The organism is Microbulbifer mixtoriginis (SeqCode), assembly GCF_052466715.1.
The window spans coordinates 2,141,373-2,158,360 of sequence record NZ_CP174288.1 but is presented as its reverse complement, the minus strand read 5'-3'; the positions used below and the strand labels follow the sequence as shown (position 1 = coordinate 2,158,360).

The window sequence follows — 16,988 nt, the reverse complement described above, 5'->3', positions numbered from 1 at the left end:
TTAGGATTTTCCCTTTTGGCGATGCTCTCTATCTTGACTAATTTCTTTAAAATGAGGTGATAACCCATTGAAATTACGTAGATTTTCAATGACAGTTGATCTGTCTGCTCCTAAATTTTGTTCCCACCAGTGACACAGGGATTCACCATTAGGGTTCTCCTTCGGGCCATAGCAGGCATAGCAACCGCGGTTGTAACTAGGGCAAAGCGCGCCACAACCAGCATGGGTTACCGGCCCCATGCAGGGGGTGCCATGGGCCACCCACACACAGACATTGTTCTTAAGTTTGCATTCGATACACACTGAATGGCTGGAAACCTGAGGTGCACGAGAGTTCAGGAAAGCACTGATGACCTCTAACAGTTGCAGTTTGTTGATCGGGCAGCCCTGCAGCTCGAAGTCCACCGGCACATGGGCGGCAATGGGGGTGGACTCTTTTAGGGTATGGATATAAGAGGGCTCGGCGTAAACCACAGAAGTAAACTCGACGACATCGGCAAAATTGCGCAGTGCCTGGATACCGCCGGCAGTGGCACAGGCGCCAATACTTACCAGGAACTTTGACTGACGCCGCACCTCCTGAATTCTCAACAGGTCGGCGGGTGTCGTAATGGAGCCCTCCACCAGGGAGATATCGTAGGGCCCCTCTTCTACCTTGCTGGAGGCCTCCATAAAATAGGCGATCTCCACTTCCTGCCCCAACAGCAACAGCTCATCCTCACAGTCCAACAAGCTGAGTTGGCAGCCATCACAGGAGGTGAATTTCCAGACCGCCAGTTTGGGTTTGTGGGGCTGCCGGCTTATAAGCTGCGAATCTGCAGCCATGGGCGAATATCCTCATAGCAAAAAACAGGACCATCCTTACAAATAAAGTTTGGACCCCACTGGCAGTGTCCGCAGAGACCGATGGCGCATTTCATATTGCGCTCCATCGAAAGATAGATAGAGGACTCTGGCACACCTTTGCGTATCAGAACCTGGATACAAAAGCGCATCATAATTTCAGGGCCGCACAGAAACGCCACCGAGTTTTCGCCATCTATTTGTGCGGCCTGCAGAGGATCGGTAATCACACCAATATGCCCAGGCCAGGAGCCATCACCGTGATCTACCGAAGTCTCAAGCTCGAGCTGGGTGCTCCACTGAGCGAGCTCCTCTCTATACAGCAATTCACTTGGGCGCCTAGCACCATAAAAGAGACGCACCTCGCGTGCGGTAAGTCGCTCCCGCCGCGCCGCATAGATTACTGGGCGCAACGGCGCCAGTCCGAGACCGCCGGCAATAATCAAAAGATCTTTGCCAGCGGCAGTATCTAGAGGCCAACCGATACCGAAAGGCCCCCTTACACCTAAAGTGTCTCCCTCCTGTAGGCGCTCTAGGGCCCGGGTGACATTCCCCTGGGCGCGAATGGTATGGATGAGCTTGCCGTCCTCGCTCCCCAGTCCACTAAAGGAAATGGCAGATTCTCCGGTACCAAAGGCGTACAACATATTGAACTGACCGGGAGCAAAATTCATCGGTGGCTTATGCCGCCTACCGCTCTTAGCTTCCAGCTGTAATGTGAAAGTCCCCGGATATTCCACGCGCCGCTGGCACACCCGGTAAACGGAGGGAATCATGTTGAGTGGCCCTGGTGATCTGGGCCGTAAATATCCAGTAACTGAATACGTGCGGACTGCAGCCGTTCAGTAGCAATTCGCGCAAATCGCTTCATCAGCTCAAAACCCAGTTTAGGTTCCTGTTCGCATTTATTGCGCAAGCATTCCCCGCCCAAACGCAGGCTGCGAACATCTTCCATGGCGCGGGCATCAAAAGCAGAAATATAGGGAGGAAACAGCCAGGACCACCCGAAAATATCACCGCCATGGAGTGTGAGCAGACACAGGGGGCCGCGATTGGGAACAAAAGTTTCTACTGCTACCCGGCCACTGCGAATCAGGAAGAAGTGGTTTGCCTGACTATTTTCCCGCGCCAGGTAGTCGCCCTTGTGATAAATACAGTTCTCACCGCAGGAAGCCAGAAACTGCAGATCACTCTCTGCCAAACCTTGAAAGAAAGGATGCTCGTGAAGAAGATCGGCAATGGTCTTCATGGTGACTCCTGGCTGGGCGTCTGTTTTTGATCCAGGGCTCGGATATTTCGGACCTCTTCGGTGAGGTCGATACCCACAGGGCACCAGGTGATGCAGCGACCACAGCCCACGCAACCAGAGCTGTCAAATTGGTCGTGCCAGCTGGCCAGTTTGTGAGTCATCCATTGCCGGTAGCGTGACCGGGTATCGGCGCGTACGGAGCCGCCGGTAATATGACTGAGATCTGCTGTAAAGCAGGAATCCCAACGCTCCCAGCGCTCAGCATGTTCGCCACTGAGATCGGTGGTGTCCTCAACGGTGGAGCAAAAACAGGTTGGACAGGCCATGGTGCAGTTGGCACAAGATAGACAGCGATCAGCGACCTTATCCCAGTTCGGGCTATCGAGGTTTCTATAGAGTAGCTCTTTCAAATCTGAGCTATCGAAGTGGCGTGGTCCACGCCGCATTTCCTCCTCAAGGCGCTTCACCTTACCTTTAGCCAGTTTACTTTCCCCCTCACTTGCTGGAAGCAAGGGGAGTTGCTCCATAATTTCCTTACCGGCATCCGAGCCACTGCTGATCAGAAAAAAGTGCTCCCCGGCTTCAATCACCTCTGTCAAGGTGAGATCGCTGGGCAAAGTGACCTCTGGACCGGTATTCATCGAAGTACAAAAGCAGGTATCTGCTGCCGAGGTGCAATTCACCGCAACGGTAAACAACTGTGTCCGCCTTTGGTGGTAACTCTCACTGGGATATTCCCCCTGGCACAGGATACGATCCTGGATAGCAATGGCGTGCAGCTCACAGCTTCGAACTCCCAGGAATGCCTGCTTTGGGGCTGAATCCTGAATCTCAACGATTTCTATGGTTTGATGTTGCTTGGAGACCTTCCATATGGGCCGGCGGGGTAATTGCAGGTATTTCTTCCAGGAGTGAGGCCCTACGGCATAGCCAAAGTAAGCTTCATCTTCCCGGCGCTTAACTCGGTACTGCCCAGCCTGCTGCTCATCGGTCCAGCCTTGAGGCAGATTTGAGAGTGAGTGAACTTCGCCGTATGTGATGGCTCCATCGGTCAATCTGGGCCCGTACAGCAGGTATCCTCTATCGCGGATTGCTTGTATAAGGCACTCCAGATCGGTCGCTTGTAGCCGATAATCCATAGTGCTTAATGCTCAATAATAAAACATGCAGCTTGGTAGCCGATAGCGGCTTTGTTAATCAGTGTAGTGTTAAAGCAGAAGTGTTTTTCAACACTGGGTTACAGGCATAAGGGAAAAAAGTCGTATTGTTATTTTCTTCTGTTTAAGAGCATTGATGACGACAGTTTTTAGGCGGTACTTTTTATCATGCTGGACATTACAGATTATTAATAAAAGTATGAAGACGCGCCCCTGTAGCACATTAGAAAACAACAATGGTTGCCTTTGTAACAATCTTGCCGGTCCCACAACTGTATATTGAGAGCCAAGCTCCGCAGTAAGAATGCAAGTTGCAGGTGTCACTCATTAGTGCCTCTTTGATATAGTGAGCAGATAGCTGCTAATAGCCATTGTTTTATCTGTTTAACGGATTTTAAAACTGGAGATTCAGGTTGAGTCAACATAATGAAGAAGTGCCTGACATGGAAACCCCTCCGTTAGCCAAAGGGTGGATGCGTTGGCTATGGGGGGCCGTGGCTTGTTTCTTTATGCTTGTCGGAATTATTGGTGCCATCCTGCCTGGGTTACCCTCTGCCGTATTTATTGTTGTTGGTGCCTGGGCGGCCTCTAAAAGCTCTGAACGGCTGCATCAATGGATTGAGGAACATCACTTATTTGGTCACCTATTAAGAACCTGGCGTAGTGGTTACATCAGTAGGAGAACCAAACTACTGGCTACGCTGACCATGGCACTTTCTATGGCTCTTGCCGTTCATCACATTTCCAATCTGTATTTACTTTTTTTCGCTGTTGGCGGCATCGGTTGTGGGCTAATCTGGATTTGGAGTCGGCCTGAGCCAACGGGGTGATGGTCAAGGTGGCCTTTAGTATTTAATAAACGGGCGATAAAAAAAATGATTTCGTGAAGTGGAAATGTATTAAACCTGTAACTTATGTCACCAAAGGTTAAAACCTGACTTTGCGTTTATCGTCACAGTAATTTACCACCTAATAGGTATTGCCCCGATTTTTCCTCGGTTTTTCTGTATTCAAACAGTATGAATTTGACTAAAAACAAGAGTTTTCAGGTTGATTTCGCATTGTTATAAAAATGGGGATTGAATTAGTTGACTTTGCCTGGGATCAGAATATCCTCTGCGCCCTCTCGTTGATTGAGGCGCCCACTAATAGGCTCCTTCTTCGGGAAGCTTCAAGGATCTTGTGTTAGTAACATAAGCTTTATTGAACTGCAAAGTAATAACAATAGGGATGTTTCATGCAGGAACTCTACCGGGCCCCAGAGAGTGCTCTTGGTAATGAATCTTTAATCTACAAGCCAAGTGTACTCTGGAAGGTATTGTTTTTTCTTCTGGTTCCGATAGAAGTGATCTCTCAGTATGAAGCCTTTGCTTACAATGAATACAATCAGTCGATCTGGTGGTTGATAGCAAGCCTGATCATCTATACCACTTATTTTGTGGGTTTCTTTGGGTTGGCTTTTGCCAAAAAAATTGGCAGCGCGAGATTTTGGGCGTTTTTCCTTCCTGTGATCATTGCCACCGATATCTATGAATTGGGGACTGTGATCATCACAATGAATATGGCGGTATTAAAAAACCAAATGGCTGTATTAATGATTACACCATTAGCCCTATTTCTTTGGTTTATTATTTTTAGGTATCGTAAAGTTTTTCGGTATATTAAATAAGAGTTAGACGATTTTTTCTATTTGCTTGCCTGCAAAGTCATAGTCCTGGATGCCTTGGTGGAATTTACTTTAGTTTTGCAACCTTTAAGACGGCCAATTGTTGCCGGCGCAATGCCAGGCTGCTGATCAAAGACTGCTTTATATGGCATGCATACTGCCCCCAGTAAAAATTTTGGCGTTGTTATTCTCGCAACTATTGCCCATCTAATATTTAAGGGTTGATCTCAACTTTTATGGCCCCAATACTCCGCCTGTGCACCAAGGGGTGCACAGTGAGCAGGGATCTTAGGGTAAAGCCCAGAAAATACATTTCGTGTTTTTTGATTTGCTATTGTTTTGCTTACCCTCTTCTCATGCTTTCGTTTTTAAAAATAGGCGGTACCCACTTGCAGTCATTAATTTTTTAATGATATTTCTGAAGAAAAGGATTAATCATGTCAAATATTGGTCATGTTGAAGGTTGGGATACAGATAAGCCATTTATTTCTGATAGTCTTGAGGCCACCAGTTTTCACTGGGCTGCATGGACTGGTATCGAGGACTCTACAGAAGGAAGTTATATTCAGGGGCTTATAGAACTCAAAAATACTGGAAAATTTCCTATCCTCGACGCCAAAGTATTCTTGGATCTCGATGACAATGGTATGACCTGGGATGCATACCTGTGTAATTCAGTAGGTACTCCCATAGAAGATGGTTTTGTAAGCTACGGTCACCCCATCGCCCCAGGCGAAACCGTTAAAATAAAATACTGGTGGGGCCTGAAGCATGTTGCTGGTCCTACTAAGTGTGATTTTACTGTTACCGTAAATATGTTCCCAGAATATAGAGTACAGGTTCCCAGATCGAGTGCGCATCAAAGTAAAACCTCAATTCAAGCTTCTTGAGTTTTACATCGCTTTTTAGCTGAATAGGAGGGGCAATTTTCCCCTCCTATTAACAAACATATTTACAAGGCTATTTCCATACCAATGGGTAAAATCGTTGAGTGTCTCAACTCACCTATTTAAGTTTATTCCTTATTGGCTCTCACTCCTTCTCAAAAACACTCCTTCTGTTATAGCTTGATCGATAGTCTCTTGAAGCATTGATACTTTAACCAACGAGGAAGCTACTCTGAATCATTCAAAGCTTACTGCTACTGTGTTTCTTATATGTCCGTAAAGTCAGCCTATGGTTTTGTTTCCAGAAATGATATGCTGTATAACCATACAGCTCTTATATCAATATTACCCACCACGATTTATTGTTGACACATTATTGCCCGTATCATGGCCGCCACTATTGAGCTAGCACCTGACTACTATTTGACCAACTTCCGGGCCTTGGTTGATTTTGTAGTGTCCCGCTACAAGCAGCTACTTTCCCCTGCTGAGATTAACTTTTATCGTGAGTTCTACGAGCTCGATGCTGATAGTCAGCGTCTTTATGTTCGGCTGCTATCCCGTAAGGGTATTCCATCATCTTTGGGGGCACTGTTCAGAGAGGGAAAACTGTCTTACAGAGAAATTGACGATCTTGGTGAGGCCATTGACTCTCTTTGCTCTGCTGGTTTTTTGAAAAGGAATCCACCCCTGGCAGACCGCGAACTTATAGCGCTGTTTACTAAGGCGGAACTGTTCTCAGCGGGGCCTGCTGGCCTACGCAAGCCCCTAAAACGGGGAGAGTTAGAGGAAGCTTTATTGGCGGCCTCCTTTGAATGGCGAAAACGGTTAATGGCCGATGAGGCATTACTTGCACTTCAAAGGGCCGAGTGCTTTCAAACCTTTCAGCTTTGTTTTTTTGGCAATCTGAACCAGAGCCTTACGGAGTACGTACTGAAGGACCTGGGGTTATACCAATATGAGCCCTACCCACTAGATAGTCACCAGCTGCCCTTCCAGAGTCGAGAGCAGATTGAGCAGCACTTACTCTATTACAGCTGCCTTGAACAAGCTGAGGAGGTACTCTCTGGTGATGCCGGTGAAATCCATAAATTGACTGGTCAATTACCCGCTGGCATTCCTGGAGATTTGACTCTGGCCAGGCGAGTGGATCGTCTACGCCTGAGGCTGGCGCGACAACTGGAAAGACTGGATCAGTTGGAAGCTGCAGAGAGACTCTATCAGGATTGTGTGCAGCCGCCTGCTCGTGAACGCCGGACGAGAATTGCCGCAAAGCGTGGTAATTTCGATCAGGCGCTTTCCCTATGCCGTGAAATTCTCGAATCTCCCCTCAATGAAGCCGAACGATGTTTTGCCGAGAGTTTTGGGTATCGCACGGCCAAGCGCATGGACTGTGCTCAAACCTGGAAGAACCCCCAGCCTTATCAGCCACCGCAAGAAATGTTTACCCTACCCCAGGCCTCAGTAAGAGTAGAAATTCTGGCAGCTGCGGAAGCGGCAAAGCAGGAAGAAGGCGTTTGCCACTATGTAGAGAACAGTCTATTCAATGGGGTACTGGGCCTCTATATCTGGGACATTCTCTTTGCTTCAGTGCCTGGTGCCTTTTATAACCCCTTCCAAATAGCCCCCAGTGATTTCCGTAGCCCAAATTTTTACTCATCACGCCAGAGCTTGTTTGAATCGCGGCTGTCGGAGCTTTGTCAAAGCTCGCTAAAGCTGCGGGTTATGCAAACCTACCGTGGAAAACAGGGTATTGCCAATCCACTGGTAGCCTGGGAAGCACTACCCCAGGAACTGCTGGAGCTGGCCCTGGATCGTATTCCTGCTGAACATTGGCACGCACTGTTTCAACGTTTACTCAGTGATATCAATCATCATCGCAATGGCCTGCCAGATCTGATTCTGTTTCCCAAAAAAGGAAGTTATGAGTTATTGGAAGTCAAGGGCCCCGGTGATCGTCTCCAGCAAAACCAGCAGCGCTGGCTGACGTTCTTTGCCGCTCACAATATTCCCCACCGGGTGATACATGTGGAATGGTTACAGCCTTGAGGGGTAAGCCTACAGTTGCAGGGCTACTGGCGGAGCCTACTGAGGAGCATGACACCTCCGCAAGCGCCTCTCCCCTAAAGTTATCTGTGGGTGAATTAGTGGCTTTCTCTTGCCGCAGAGGGGATTTGATCCATACCGGCGGGCCAGGCCCAACCGCCCAGGAGGGCATTCGCGCTCACCAAAAGCTGCAAAAACGTCGCCCCAAAGGCGCAGAAGCGGAATACCGTTTACAGGTTCAGCTGGAGTGCGCAGGCCAGGATATCCTCTTGGAGGGACGGGTCGATATCCTTCATCCGCAAGCTGACTTGCGCCAGCCGGCACAACTGGATGAAATCAAAACCACCTATTGCCATCCAGATAAGCTTCCCGAGACCACCCGCCTATACCATTGGGCTCAGCTTAAAATTTACGGTTTCTGCTATTTGCTACAGCAGCGCCAAAAAGTGAGTTCGGTTGAAGAGGTCTCACTGCAGATGGTCTGGTACAACCTCAAAGAGAAAAAGTCCTACCCGGAGCAAAGCCTGTTCAACTGGGAGGCTTTGGAAAGTTTTGCTGGAGATGCCCTCAGTCTGTATATCCATTGGCATAGGGCCTGGCAGGCGCATCGGCAACAAGTGATTCAAACAGCAAAAAGCCTCCCATTCCCCTTCCCTGATTACAGACCCGGTCAGCGCCAGCTGGCGGTATCCGCTTATCGCTGCCTTAGGGATGCAGGGCAACTGGTTGTGGAGGCGCCCACCGGTATTGGCAAAACCATTAGTACACTGTTCCCCGCTATCAAAGCCCTTGGTGAGGAAAAGCTGGATCAGCTGCTATACCTCACGGCGAAAAACTCTGGCAGGCAGGTGGTGCGAGAGACTATCGCTAAGCTACATGGAGTTGGGCTAAAGCTTTCACTACTGGAGCTGCGTGCGCGTGATAAGACCTGCGCTTGCAAACTGGGTTTGTGTAGCCGTGATGATAAAGGCACCTGCCCTCGCACACAGGGCTTTTACGACCGCCTGCCGCAAGCGCGCAAACAACTGCTGGGGCAACCCTGGATCACACCGGAAGCGCTCGCGAAGGTTGCAGATCAGTGGCATCTCTGCCCTTTTGAGTTGTCCTTGCAAATGCTGCCCTGGGCCGATGTGGTGGTCTGTGACTTCAATTACGTCTTTGATCCCTTGGTGCATATTTCCACACTACAAGATCCGCGTTACAAGCGCGCACTATTAGTCGATGAAGCGCACAACTTAAGCGAGCGCGCACGGGAAATGTACAGCGCTAGTTTGAGCCGCGGGGATAGTCGCCGCGCGGCCCTGGCCTGTAAAAGCAACCACCCACAGTTGTACCGGCGTATCCAATCCCTGGTACGCGCACTTGCTCAATGGAGCAAACGGTTTCAAGAGCAAAACCTCTATGAGGAAATACGCTCAAGCCAAAATGTACAAGCCTGGTGTAGCCCGCTGAATTCCGAAGAGGATCGCCCTGCAACTGTATCTCGCGCTATCCAGAAGGTGCTAGATACACTGAGTGAATTATCTGAACAGGGAAAATTCCCCCCTGAAGAGATCGGGGAATGGTTGAAAAGTCTTTATCGATACGCCTGCATAGAAAAAATTCTTTCTGGTCAACACCAGGCCCTGACCCGTGTGATCGATCGGGACGCCCCCTGGCAGGAACACCAACTAAAGCTGATGTGTATGAATGCCGCGGGTTTCCTACAGGAATCTTGCGCCCAGTTTCATGGAGCTATTTTCTTCTCAGCCACCCTACGCCCCACACAGTTTGTCACTGAACAGCTTGGGATTGAGCCAGAAACGCCTTACTTGATGCTGCCATCACCTTTTAAGCCTTCCCACCAGGGGGTTTTTCTTTGTCCTTTTGTGGATACCCGCTATCAGGCTCGGAAAAGTGCACTCCCAGCACTAGTGGACTTGATTGCCCGAGTTTACTTCAGCCGTCCTGGCAATTACCTGGTGTTTTTCCCCTCTTACCGCTTTCTGCAAATGGTCGTAGAGCATTTCCAGAAGGATTATCCGGAAATACAGCCGCTACAACAGACGCCAGGCGCCAGTGATCGCGAAAGAGAAGCCTTCCTGGCCTCATTTAGTGAGGGTGCACAGAGCCTGGGTTTTGCCATTATGGGCGGCGTTTTTGCTGAGGGCGTTGATTTTGTAGGGGAGAAATTGATTGGCACAATTATCGTAGGTACCGGTCTTCCCCAAGTAAATGAAGAGCAAGAGCTGCTACGACAGTCGGCGGAGCACCCACAGACCCTCTCAGCGGTCAATGGGTTTGATATTGCCTACCGCTATCCCGGCATGACTCGGGTATTACAGACAGCGGGAAGAGTGATTCGCACTGAGTCAGATCGGGGCGTGATTATTTTAGCTGACTACCGTTTTGCGGATATGTTTTATCAAAACCTTTACCCCAAACATTGGCAAATCCAAACAAGTAAGAGTGGCGAACAACTTTCACAGCAATTAAGCTGTTTTTGGATGCAGCAACGCTTGAACGTGTGTAACGTAGAATAAATATATCGTTTGAATTTAAAAGTTGGGTGGTTATATCTAATTGACGCCACCAACAAAATAAGCCGCTGCCTGCTTTCCTATATTGCAAATGAACAGCACCAAAGTATTGAACCAATAGTCTCTCAAATCCCCCTCTAGTCCACATAATTACTTGCTTTCAGGGGGGATGCCTAACATAATGGCGCGCTTTCTTTTTTTGAGGTCTGCATAAATCCATGGGTTAGTGCGAACCCTGGAAATATTCTCTTGCACAATGTAACGCCGCCGAAAGACAACAAAAGATGATCTGAGGCTGTTTCATTTTTGACAAAAAAGTCCAGCATCTTTCGGAAAAAGTGTTTGATTTTCCTGAGAAACTCATAGAGTTAAGGATAAATCCCTAATAACCATTAACTTATTAGATTGGTTAGCAGTAGATATTGGGCATAACGACCATTTTTCCATTTTTCGCCATAGCAGTAGCCTATTTAAAAGTAGGAAACAGTTGTCATGGTGGCCACTATATAAATGTTGCGTTTCTTAGAGTGAAAAAATGATGTTTGGGGTTATTAAGTACGTAGGATTGATAGTAATCGTAGGCCTCGGATTTTGCCAAACCTTTGTCTATCTAAGGGTAAAGAAAAAGTGGGCTTCTTTGCCCTTAATTGACGCAACAGTTACTAAATCTAAATTGAAAAATTTTGCGAACACGGAAGGTCAAAGAATCTACGAAGCACAAATTGAGTTTGAATATGAATACAAGGAAGAAAAATTCCACTCTGACACGCCATTACTTCGTTCCCCTCAATTGTTTAAAGACAACAATATAGAGCATGATCTTTTGAATAGGTATAAGGAAGGCGATAGTGTTAAAGTACGCCTACTACCACATTCACCTAAAAATGCATACATTGAAGTTGAGCGCTTTAGTACTTTATCTGCTGTTGCAATCCCGATTTTGTTTATTCTCTATGGCGCCGCGGTATTTGGCTATGGGTGGCTAGTATCTGCCGCAGTGGCACGCTAACTCCAGCTGCAGGCAACCCGAAAGTGGAAGCTATATTTTGGATAAGGCTGGAAAAGAAGTATCAGCCTATATTATACAGATTCGCAAAAGAGCCGAAATCCCAGAAATGATTGGTTATTTGGTCAAGGAAAGCTCATATAGCATGGCTGTTTTCATCAATTATTTCTGTCCCGCCGAAAGGATTTATGAGAGCAAAAGGTACACAGTCACCTCCATTGAAGCATGGCATTCATAACATCACAGGCAGTGTGCACCGGTCTACGTTAAACTCCTGCCGCGCCTATTGCGGGCGTTAGAAATCATCAAGGTCTTAATATGACACTGAGAATTGGAATATTATCAATACTACTTTTATTGGCAGTTGGCTGTGCCGGGCCTATAGCAAAAGGCCCTAAATATACCCCGCATAAGACTCTGTCAAAATCAGAGGCAATAATTTACGTTTATCGGCCAGAGGCCAATGATGGAACAACGGTTTGCCTAAAATTGTTGATTCATGATCAGGAGGAAGGTTGCCTAAACAACCTTGGTTTCCTCAAGGTCAGATTGAAGCCTGGCACCTATACAATAACTCTTCAAGCAAATGCTTTCATGGAGCCAAAGATATTAGAGTTCACTGAAGCATTTGAAGGGGGAAAAGCCTACTATTTTGAATATTATTTTTCTAATCAAGGTGGCAGGCCGCCGACTGAAGCGGTGGCCACAAAATATATACCAATACTCTCTGGCTATCATATCTTATTGCCAAAATCAGAGAATTCTGCGCAAAGTGATCTTTCCATTTTATCGGAGTCAATCTGGTAGTAGATTTTTTACCAGGAAAGGCAGTCGACGTATATAAAATTCGCTTCGTACTGGGTAACTTATAACAAGCAGTAGCAATTACTCCCGTTGGCCACTGGGAAAACCTTCCCCCATTGAGTAGACGCCTGTTTTAATTTGACGGCCTGAATGAGGGCATTAGGAGAAAAAATGTATCGAGTCATTTTCACAGTGGTATTTCTTCTTTCAGGGTGTACTAATGTGCTTTGGGCTCCAAAGCATGAGGAAGAGTTGGTAAATGGGTTTTATGTTAATACCGAAACTGACGAGCTATTCGTTACAACTAAAGAAGATGCTTACGTATTCCCAATTGATAGGAGTTTTGGAGAGTCATTGTTGCTGACACGAGAAGTAGCTTTCTATCCAACATTTAAAAATTTCTCGATCGATGAAGAGAATCGAGTTAAGGGAGTTGTAACGCTCGTATTTGTCGAGAATGAACCATCTCATACACTGGTAGCTAAGGTTAAATCCTTGGGCTTCGAAGAAGATGAACTTATCAATCGTCTTCGTCTCTCTAAAGAAATCAAAGGTCGTCGCTATACCATCGAAGGTGAGTTACCTTTGGAGAAGCTTGAAAAGAATTATCATATCATGGTTGCCCAGCCGGCTAAATTTTCAGAAACGGCGGGCAAGATTATTGCTACCCCAGTAACAATTGCTTACGACGCTGTTGTTGTTGTACCAGCTGTATTCATTGGGGCAGTAGTAATGGCAATGGGTAGCCCCTAAATGACCAGCCCAACTATATCCGTACATGCGGCCTTCCACAGTGCAGTCCCAGATTCCTACAGAGATCACATCCATGAAATATTTGTTAATCCTTGTGTCTTTACTTGTAACGGCTTGTGCATCCACGCCAAAGGGGGCCGCTAAATTTGACGAGGTAAACATACCAATCCCATCCAACAGTGAGAGTACATTGGTTTTTTATAGAAAAATCTCTCCCCCAGCGGCATATGAGATGAGGGTTCATATAAATGATACAGAAACAGCATCTTTACCAAACAATGCTTTCTCATATGTCAGTTTAAAGCCGGGGGCTGTAAAAATAAAGACGAGCTGGAGCGCATGGTCAGGAATGACAAGTAGAGAAAAAAACATCGAGATTCCCCCCAATAGTATCGTATATCTTGAGCTTTCCAGCTCTGTATATACGCCTATGGGGGTAAGATTAGATTATGATGACACCCAAGTCCAATCTAACAATCATGCAATCAGTGAGTTACGATCCTGTTGCAAATATGTGTCGTCAAAATTCTAACGCGCAAAACAGCGGTTACCATGCTTTGTAGATTTATATTTGTTTTAATGGTGTTCACTATAACTGGTTGCAAAATGGCTGAGGTAGATCATTTTGTTCATGAAGAAACGGAACGGGATCGCAAAAGTTTGCAGTGGTCTAAGCCTGATCCACAATTAATATCAGAGCTTTCGGTAAGCGACCTACCATATTTTGTTGTAGATTTTCACAGTTTTTGGCCTGGGTATTCGGCAACTGCCTATATATATGTAGTTCAAAAGGGTAATGAATTCATTAGTCTTAGATCTATAACTGTCAAGTCACCGAGGGCTAGTGGGATCCATAGGTCACTGATAAGTGCGGAAGCCTCGATCAAACCCTTAGGGAATGGAAACTATCTATACCGTTATCGAGCTTTAGATATGAAATCATCGGATTACTTCTCCGGTGCGGACAGCCTTACGGTAACAATAAAATGGCTTGAGCAAGATGAAATAGAGAGATCTGCTACGTTTAATCTCAAGAAGCAAACAAAGAAAACTATTGCTTGGCTAACTTAATAGCGCTCAATAAACATAGGCACGATAACGGACCTTCCGGTAAACCTTATCCTTTACTACAGAGACGTATACGTTATGTACACAATCACTCGATTAAGTATAGTTTTTATGATTCTTTTGCTTGCAGGATGTGCAAGCACCAATGAATTCGATGACCCCACCAACCAACACATAAGAATCGACGATGGGTTGTTTTATATCCGAGAAGTTGCAGCTGGCAGAGTCTTTGAAAGCACTGAAAAAGTAAAGCTAGACTGGGAGTATAAGGCAACGGAGCTCTGTGGCGGTAAGTTTGAGACAATGATATATCAAAATGGCGAACATCATTATATGGTCACTGATGCAGAAACTCTCTTCCTGCCATTTATAACAATGGCAGGTGCTCCTAGAGTTGAGGGTGTAGTGAGATGCGAGAATTCACCATTTAATACTGCTCAAGCAACAAAGGTACTCGTTCGAGAAATGTATCTACTTCAAGAGAAACCTTAACAAATCAAATAATGTAGCCCTTCATTGCTGGATTTTCTCAGTTCGTGTTCCGGCTCATTGTTATGTTAATAGAAGGTCAGTATGCTTTGTAAACTACTAACTTAACTGAAGGTGATGGTTGTACCGAAATTGTAATGACTGATGGAGCAATAATCATTATTTCAATTTCAGAGCCTGGCAGGCAAATTGGCCTGAGTACCATTTGCCATGATTTAGGGCCTTGTAAGCCGTTTGGAGATATTCCCGCTGCTATTTTGAAGACTATCGGTAAAGCAGATTTGGCAAATTAAATATAGTTAGTATTAACAAAGCGGCTATGAAACGGTTGTCAATTCCTGCGGCAAGTGTTAAAAGGCAAAGTGAATTCAATCATAGCAATGGATAAATTACGCCCCGATCCTTCGAGCTACCCGATGGATAGGCTATGATACGCACTGTCTATTAGTTATTTGAACATTAGCGCGAAAGGGATAATAGTGCAGTGCGAGAAAGTTTGTTTACTACTGATCGTTTAATATTTAGGGAATGGAGAGATTCAGATCTCTCTATGATTCAAAAGGTATATGGCGATAGTGAGGCAATGCAATGGGTTGGGGATGGAAATACATTAAGTTATGAGGAATCCAAGGCATGGATGAAAGTCACCCATAAAAACTATATGAGTCGTGGCTATGGTATGTTCGCTGTAGGATTAAAAAATACTTTAGAGGTTGTTGGTTTCTGCGGTATTGTACACCCTAATGACCAAGTTGATCCCGAAATTAAATATGCATTTTCCCGGGAGTACTGGGGGCAAGGCATAGCGACTGAAGCAGTGGTTGGGTTGATCGACTACGCTACAATAGCGTTTAGCATTGACAAATTTATTGCGACTATTGCGCCTGAAAATACTGCTTCAGAACGTGTTTTACTAAAAGCGGGAATGCTGCCGGGGGGGATATGTAATGACGATGAGGGTATTCCAGCAAAGTGCTTTTATTTAAATACTCAGCCCTCTGTCTAAAGTGACTTGACAGGTGAACAATACCTATAAAATTTTCACTAAAAACCCCTTTAAAGCCCCTGTGGTTCACAGGGGCAATAGGAATGATTAACTGCTCAGTTAAAGTGACGTATCAACTTCTGATTCACAAACTCTTTGATGCCCAGCTCGCCCAGTTCACGGCCGTAACCGGATTTTTTTACACCACCCATTGGCATGCTCGCATAGCTTGAGGCCACATGATTGACGAAGGCAGTTCCACATTCGAGTTTTTCAGCTACACGCTGCCCCCTCTCGTGATCCTTGGTATAGACCGAGCCTCCCAGGCCAAAGCGACTATCGTTAGCCATCTCAATAGCTGCCTCCTCATCTTTTACCACCCAGACGCAAGCGATGGGTCCAAAGAGTTCCTCCTCGGCCGCAGGTGAGCCTGCCGGTATATCGGTTAGAATACCCGGCTCAACAAACGCTCCGTTGCGCTTCCCGCCTACCAGCAAGTGAGCCCCGGCTTTCACTGACTCACTGACCTGCTCTTCCAGCTGCTCCGCGGCTTTTTCGGTACACAAGGGCCCGTAATCTGTGGTGTCCTCAAGGGGGTCACCCGGTTTCAATTGTTCAAACAGTTTGGTGACTCGCCCAAGGAATTCATCGGCAATAGGTTCCGTCAGGATGATTCTCTTTGCCGCTAAGCAGATTTGGCCGCAATTTCCAAGCTTACCTTCCACAAATCGCTCAACGGTCAAATCCATATCTGCATCTTCGAGTACGATAAATGGGTCCACACCACCGAGTTCCATCACGGTTTTCTTCACATTGCGCCCTGCCTGCTCAGCAACCTTCGCGCCCGCTGCATTGCTGCCTGTAAAAGATATCCCTTTTACCCGATCATCATCGATAATTGGTGCGGCACCTGCGGAAGTAATTGGCAAGTTGGTGTAGACCCCCTTGGGCACACCGGCATCGAATAACAGTTGCTCAAATGCCTCAGCACACTGGGGAACATTTGAGGCGTGTTTCGTTAGAACAACATTGCCGGCGATTAAGTTGGCTGCGGTAAAGCGGGAGGGCTGGTAGAAAGGAAAGTTCCACGGTTGGATACCATAGACAACACCGAGGGGCTGAAATACCAGCGTGCCCTCCCCCTCCCGGGTAGAAAGGTGTTGCGGAGCCAAAATCTTCTCACCTTCCTCGGCATAATAAGCAAAAATCTCTGCGCAGAGCGCTAATTCGCCCAGCCCATCGTTAACCTTTTTGCCCATCTCCTGTGCCATTAATTTGGCGAGTTCATCGGCGCGCTCTTCGAATAGCTGTCCAGCGCGCTTGAGTATTGTTGCTCGCTCACCAAAGCTTCGTTTACTCCACTCCACGAAAGCGTTATCCGCTCGACCGATAGCTTTATCGAGTTCATCTGGAGTCATCTCATGAAAAGTCTTTAAAGTTTCACCGTTTAATGGATTGATAGAGATCAGAGGGCGCTTGGACTTGACCATAGTTAGACTCCCGGTGAATTACTGAT

17 protein-coding genes are annotated in these 16,988 nt (G+C 46.7%); 12 read left to right on the top strand and 5 right to left on the bottom strand.

What is annotated here, in order from left to right:
* From ACJJH9_RS09530 to ACJJH9_RS09515, 4 genes are read right to left on the bottom strand one after another with little or no spacing between them, the layout of a single operon-like run.
* On the bottom strand, positions 1–825 hold the full coding sequence (locus ACJJH9_RS09530) for an NADH-quinone oxidoreductase subunit B family protein (RefSeq protein WP_444886182.1): 825 nt from the start codon (positions 823–825) through the stop codon (positions 1–3).
* The gene (locus ACJJH9_RS09525; protein WP_444925068.1) at positions 801–1,619 is read right to left on the bottom strand and encodes an FAD/NAD(P)-binding protein; all 819 of its coding nucleotides are present in this window, start codon (positions 1,617–1,619) and stop codon (positions 801–803) included. Before ACJJH9_RS09525 ends, ACJJH9_RS09530 begins: the two co-directional genes overlap by 25 nt.
* The gene (locus ACJJH9_RS09520) at positions 1,616–2,092 is read right to left on the bottom strand and encodes a cyclic nucleotide-binding domain-containing protein (RefSeq protein ID WP_444925067.1); all 477 of its coding nucleotides are present in this window, start codon (positions 2,090–2,092) and stop codon (positions 1,616–1,618) included. The genes ACJJH9_RS09525 and ACJJH9_RS09520 overlap by 4 nt, the downstream gene beginning before the upstream one ends.
* Complete coding sequence (locus ACJJH9_RS09515; RefSeq protein WP_444925066.1) at positions 2,089–3,231, bottom strand: 4Fe-4S dicluster domain-containing protein; 1,143 nt, start codon at positions 3,229–3,231, stop codon at positions 2,089–2,091. Before ACJJH9_RS09515 ends, ACJJH9_RS09520 begins: the two co-directional genes overlap by 4 nt.
* A gap of 431 nt (positions 3,232–3,662) precedes the next feature.
* Here ACJJH9_RS09515 and ACJJH9_RS09510 point away from each other — a divergent pair, with 431 nt between their 5' ends.
* The 12 genes from ACJJH9_RS09510 to ACJJH9_RS09455 all read left to right on the top strand — a co-directional run bounded on the left by ACJJH9_RS09510 (position 3,663) and on the right by ACJJH9_RS09455 (position 15,493).
* The gene (locus ACJJH9_RS09510; RefSeq protein ID WP_444886180.1) at positions 3,663–4,079 is read left to right on the top strand and encodes a YbaN family protein; all 417 of its coding nucleotides are present in this window, start codon (positions 3,663–3,665) and stop codon (positions 4,077–4,079) included.
* A gap of 407 nt (positions 4,080–4,486) precedes the next feature.
* On the top strand, positions 4,487–4,918 hold the full coding sequence (locus tag ACJJH9_RS09505; protein ID WP_444884913.1) for a hypothetical protein: 432 nt from the start codon (positions 4,487–4,489) through the stop codon (positions 4,916–4,918).
* Positions 4,919–5,352: 434 nt separating this feature from the next.
* Positions 5,353–5,805 carry a hypothetical protein gene (locus tag ACJJH9_RS09500; RefSeq protein WP_252085917.1) on the top strand — a complete coding sequence of 151 codons (453 nt, stop codon included), beginning with the start codon at positions 5,353–5,355 and terminating at the stop codon, positions 5,803–5,805.
* Between the two features lie 384 nt (positions 5,806–6,189).
* The gene (locus tag ACJJH9_RS09495; protein ID WP_444925065.1) at positions 6,190–7,851 is read left to right on the top strand and encodes a VRR-NUC domain-containing protein; all 1,662 of its coding nucleotides are present in this window, start codon (positions 6,190–6,192) and stop codon (positions 7,849–7,851) included.
* Positions 7,836–10,370, top strand: coding sequence for an ATP-dependent DNA helicase (locus tag ACJJH9_RS09490; RefSeq protein ID WP_444925064.1), 2,535 nt, complete (start codon positions 7,836–7,838; stop codon positions 10,368–10,370). The genes ACJJH9_RS09495 and ACJJH9_RS09490 overlap by 16 nt, the downstream gene beginning before the upstream one ends.
* 532 nt (positions 10,371–10,902) lie before the next feature.
* Positions 10,903–11,376, top strand: a complete 474-nt coding sequence (locus tag ACJJH9_RS09485) for a DUF3592 domain-containing protein (RefSeq protein WP_444925063.1) — start codon at positions 10,903–10,905, stop codon at positions 11,374–11,376.
* Between the two features lie 315 nt (positions 11,377–11,691).
* The gene (locus ACJJH9_RS09480) at positions 11,692–12,180 is read left to right on the top strand and encodes a DUF2846 domain-containing protein (protein WP_444925062.1); all 489 of its coding nucleotides are present in this window, start codon (positions 11,692–11,694) and stop codon (positions 12,178–12,180) included.
* Positions 12,181–12,348: 168 nt separating this feature from the next.
* Positions 12,349–12,930 (top strand): hypothetical protein, encoded by a 582-nt coding sequence (locus ACJJH9_RS09475; RefSeq protein WP_444925061.1) that lies wholly within the window; start codon positions 12,349–12,351, stop codon positions 12,928–12,930.
* A gap of 606 nt (positions 12,931–13,536) precedes the next feature.
* The gene (locus ACJJH9_RS09470; protein ID WP_444925060.1) at positions 13,537–14,001 is read left to right on the top strand and encodes a hypothetical protein; all 465 of its coding nucleotides are present in this window, start codon (positions 13,537–13,539) and stop codon (positions 13,999–14,001) included.
* 75 nt (positions 14,002–14,076) lie between these two features.
* The gene (locus ACJJH9_RS09465; protein ID WP_444925059.1) at positions 14,077–14,490 is read left to right on the top strand and encodes a hypothetical protein; all 414 of its coding nucleotides are present in this window, start codon (positions 14,077–14,079) and stop codon (positions 14,488–14,490) included.
* Between the two features lie 134 nt (positions 14,491–14,624).
* Positions 14,625–14,780, top strand: a complete 156-nt coding sequence (locus tag ACJJH9_RS09460) for a hypothetical protein (protein WP_444925058.1) — start codon at positions 14,625–14,627, stop codon at positions 14,778–14,780.
* A 191-nt stretch (positions 14,781–14,971) separates the two neighbouring features.
* Positions 14,972–15,493 (top strand): GNAT family N-acetyltransferase, encoded by a 522-nt coding sequence (locus ACJJH9_RS09455; RefSeq protein ID WP_444925057.1) that lies wholly within the window; start codon positions 14,972–14,974, stop codon positions 15,491–15,493.
* A 95-nt stretch (positions 15,494–15,588) separates the two neighbouring features.
* Here the strand turns inward: ACJJH9_RS09455 and ACJJH9_RS09450 are convergent, their stop codons facing one another.
* Positions 15,589–16,962, bottom strand: coding sequence for an NAD-dependent succinate-semialdehyde dehydrogenase (locus ACJJH9_RS09450; RefSeq protein WP_444925056.1), 1,374 nt, complete (start codon positions 16,960–16,962; stop codon positions 15,589–15,591).
* Positions 16,963–16,988: the final 26 nt, after the last annotated feature.

Bases quoted from the DNA above. Each gene is read 5' to 3' on its own strand.
- ACJJH9_RS09515 (WP_444925066.1), bottom strand. From the start codon at position 3,231: ATGGATTATCGGCTACAAGCGACCGATCTGGAGTGCCTTATACAAGCA.
- ACJJH9_RS09500 (WP_252085917.1), top strand. From the start codon at position 5,353: ATGTCAAATATTGGTCATGTTGAAGGTTGGGATACAGATAAGCCATTT.
- ACJJH9_RS09460 (WP_444925058.1), top strand. From the start codon at position 14,625: ATGACTGATGGAGCAATAATCATTATTTCAATTTCAGAGCCTGGCAGG.
- ACJJH9_RS09465 (WP_444925059.1), top strand. From the start codon at position 14,077: ATGTACACAATCACTCGATTAAGTATAGTTTTTATGATTCTTTTGCTT.
- ACJJH9_RS09480 (WP_444925062.1), top strand. From the start codon at position 11,692: ATGACACTGAGAATTGGAATATTATCAATACTACTTTTATTGGCAGTT.
- ACJJH9_RS09450 (WP_444925056.1), bottom strand. From the start codon at position 16,962: ATGGTCAAGTCCAAGCGCCCTCTGATCTCTATCAATCCATTAAACGGT.
- ACJJH9_RS09530 (WP_444886182.1), bottom strand. From the start codon at position 825: ATGGCTGCAGATTCGCAGCTTATAAGCCGGCAGCCCCACAAACCCAAA.
- ACJJH9_RS09505 (WP_444884913.1), top strand. From the start codon at position 4,487: ATGCAGGAACTCTACCGGGCCCCAGAGAGTGCTCTTGGTAATGAATCT.
- ACJJH9_RS09520 (WP_444925067.1), bottom strand. From the start codon at position 2,092: ATGAAGACCATTGCCGATCTTCTTCACGAGCATCCTTTCTTTCAAGGT.
- ACJJH9_RS09525 (WP_444925068.1), bottom strand. From the start codon at position 1,619: ATGATTCCCTCCGTTTACCGGGTGTGCCAGCGGCGCGTGGAATATCCG.
- ACJJH9_RS09485 (WP_444925063.1), top strand. From the start codon at position 10,903: ATGATGTTTGGGGTTATTAAGTACGTAGGATTGATAGTAATCGTAGGC.
- ACJJH9_RS09490 (WP_444925064.1), top strand. From the start codon at position 7,836: ATGGTTACAGCCTTGAGGGGTAAGCCTACAGTTGCAGGGCTACTGGCG.
- ACJJH9_RS09475 (WP_444925061.1), top strand. From the start codon at position 12,349: ATGTATCGAGTCATTTTCACAGTGGTATTTCTTCTTTCAGGGTGTACT.
- ACJJH9_RS09495 (WP_444925065.1), top strand. From the start codon at position 6,190: ATGGCCGCCACTATTGAGCTAGCACCTGACTACTATTTGACCAACTTC.
- ACJJH9_RS09470 (WP_444925060.1), top strand. From the start codon at position 13,537: ATGGCTGAGGTAGATCATTTTGTTCATGAAGAAACGGAACGGGATCGC.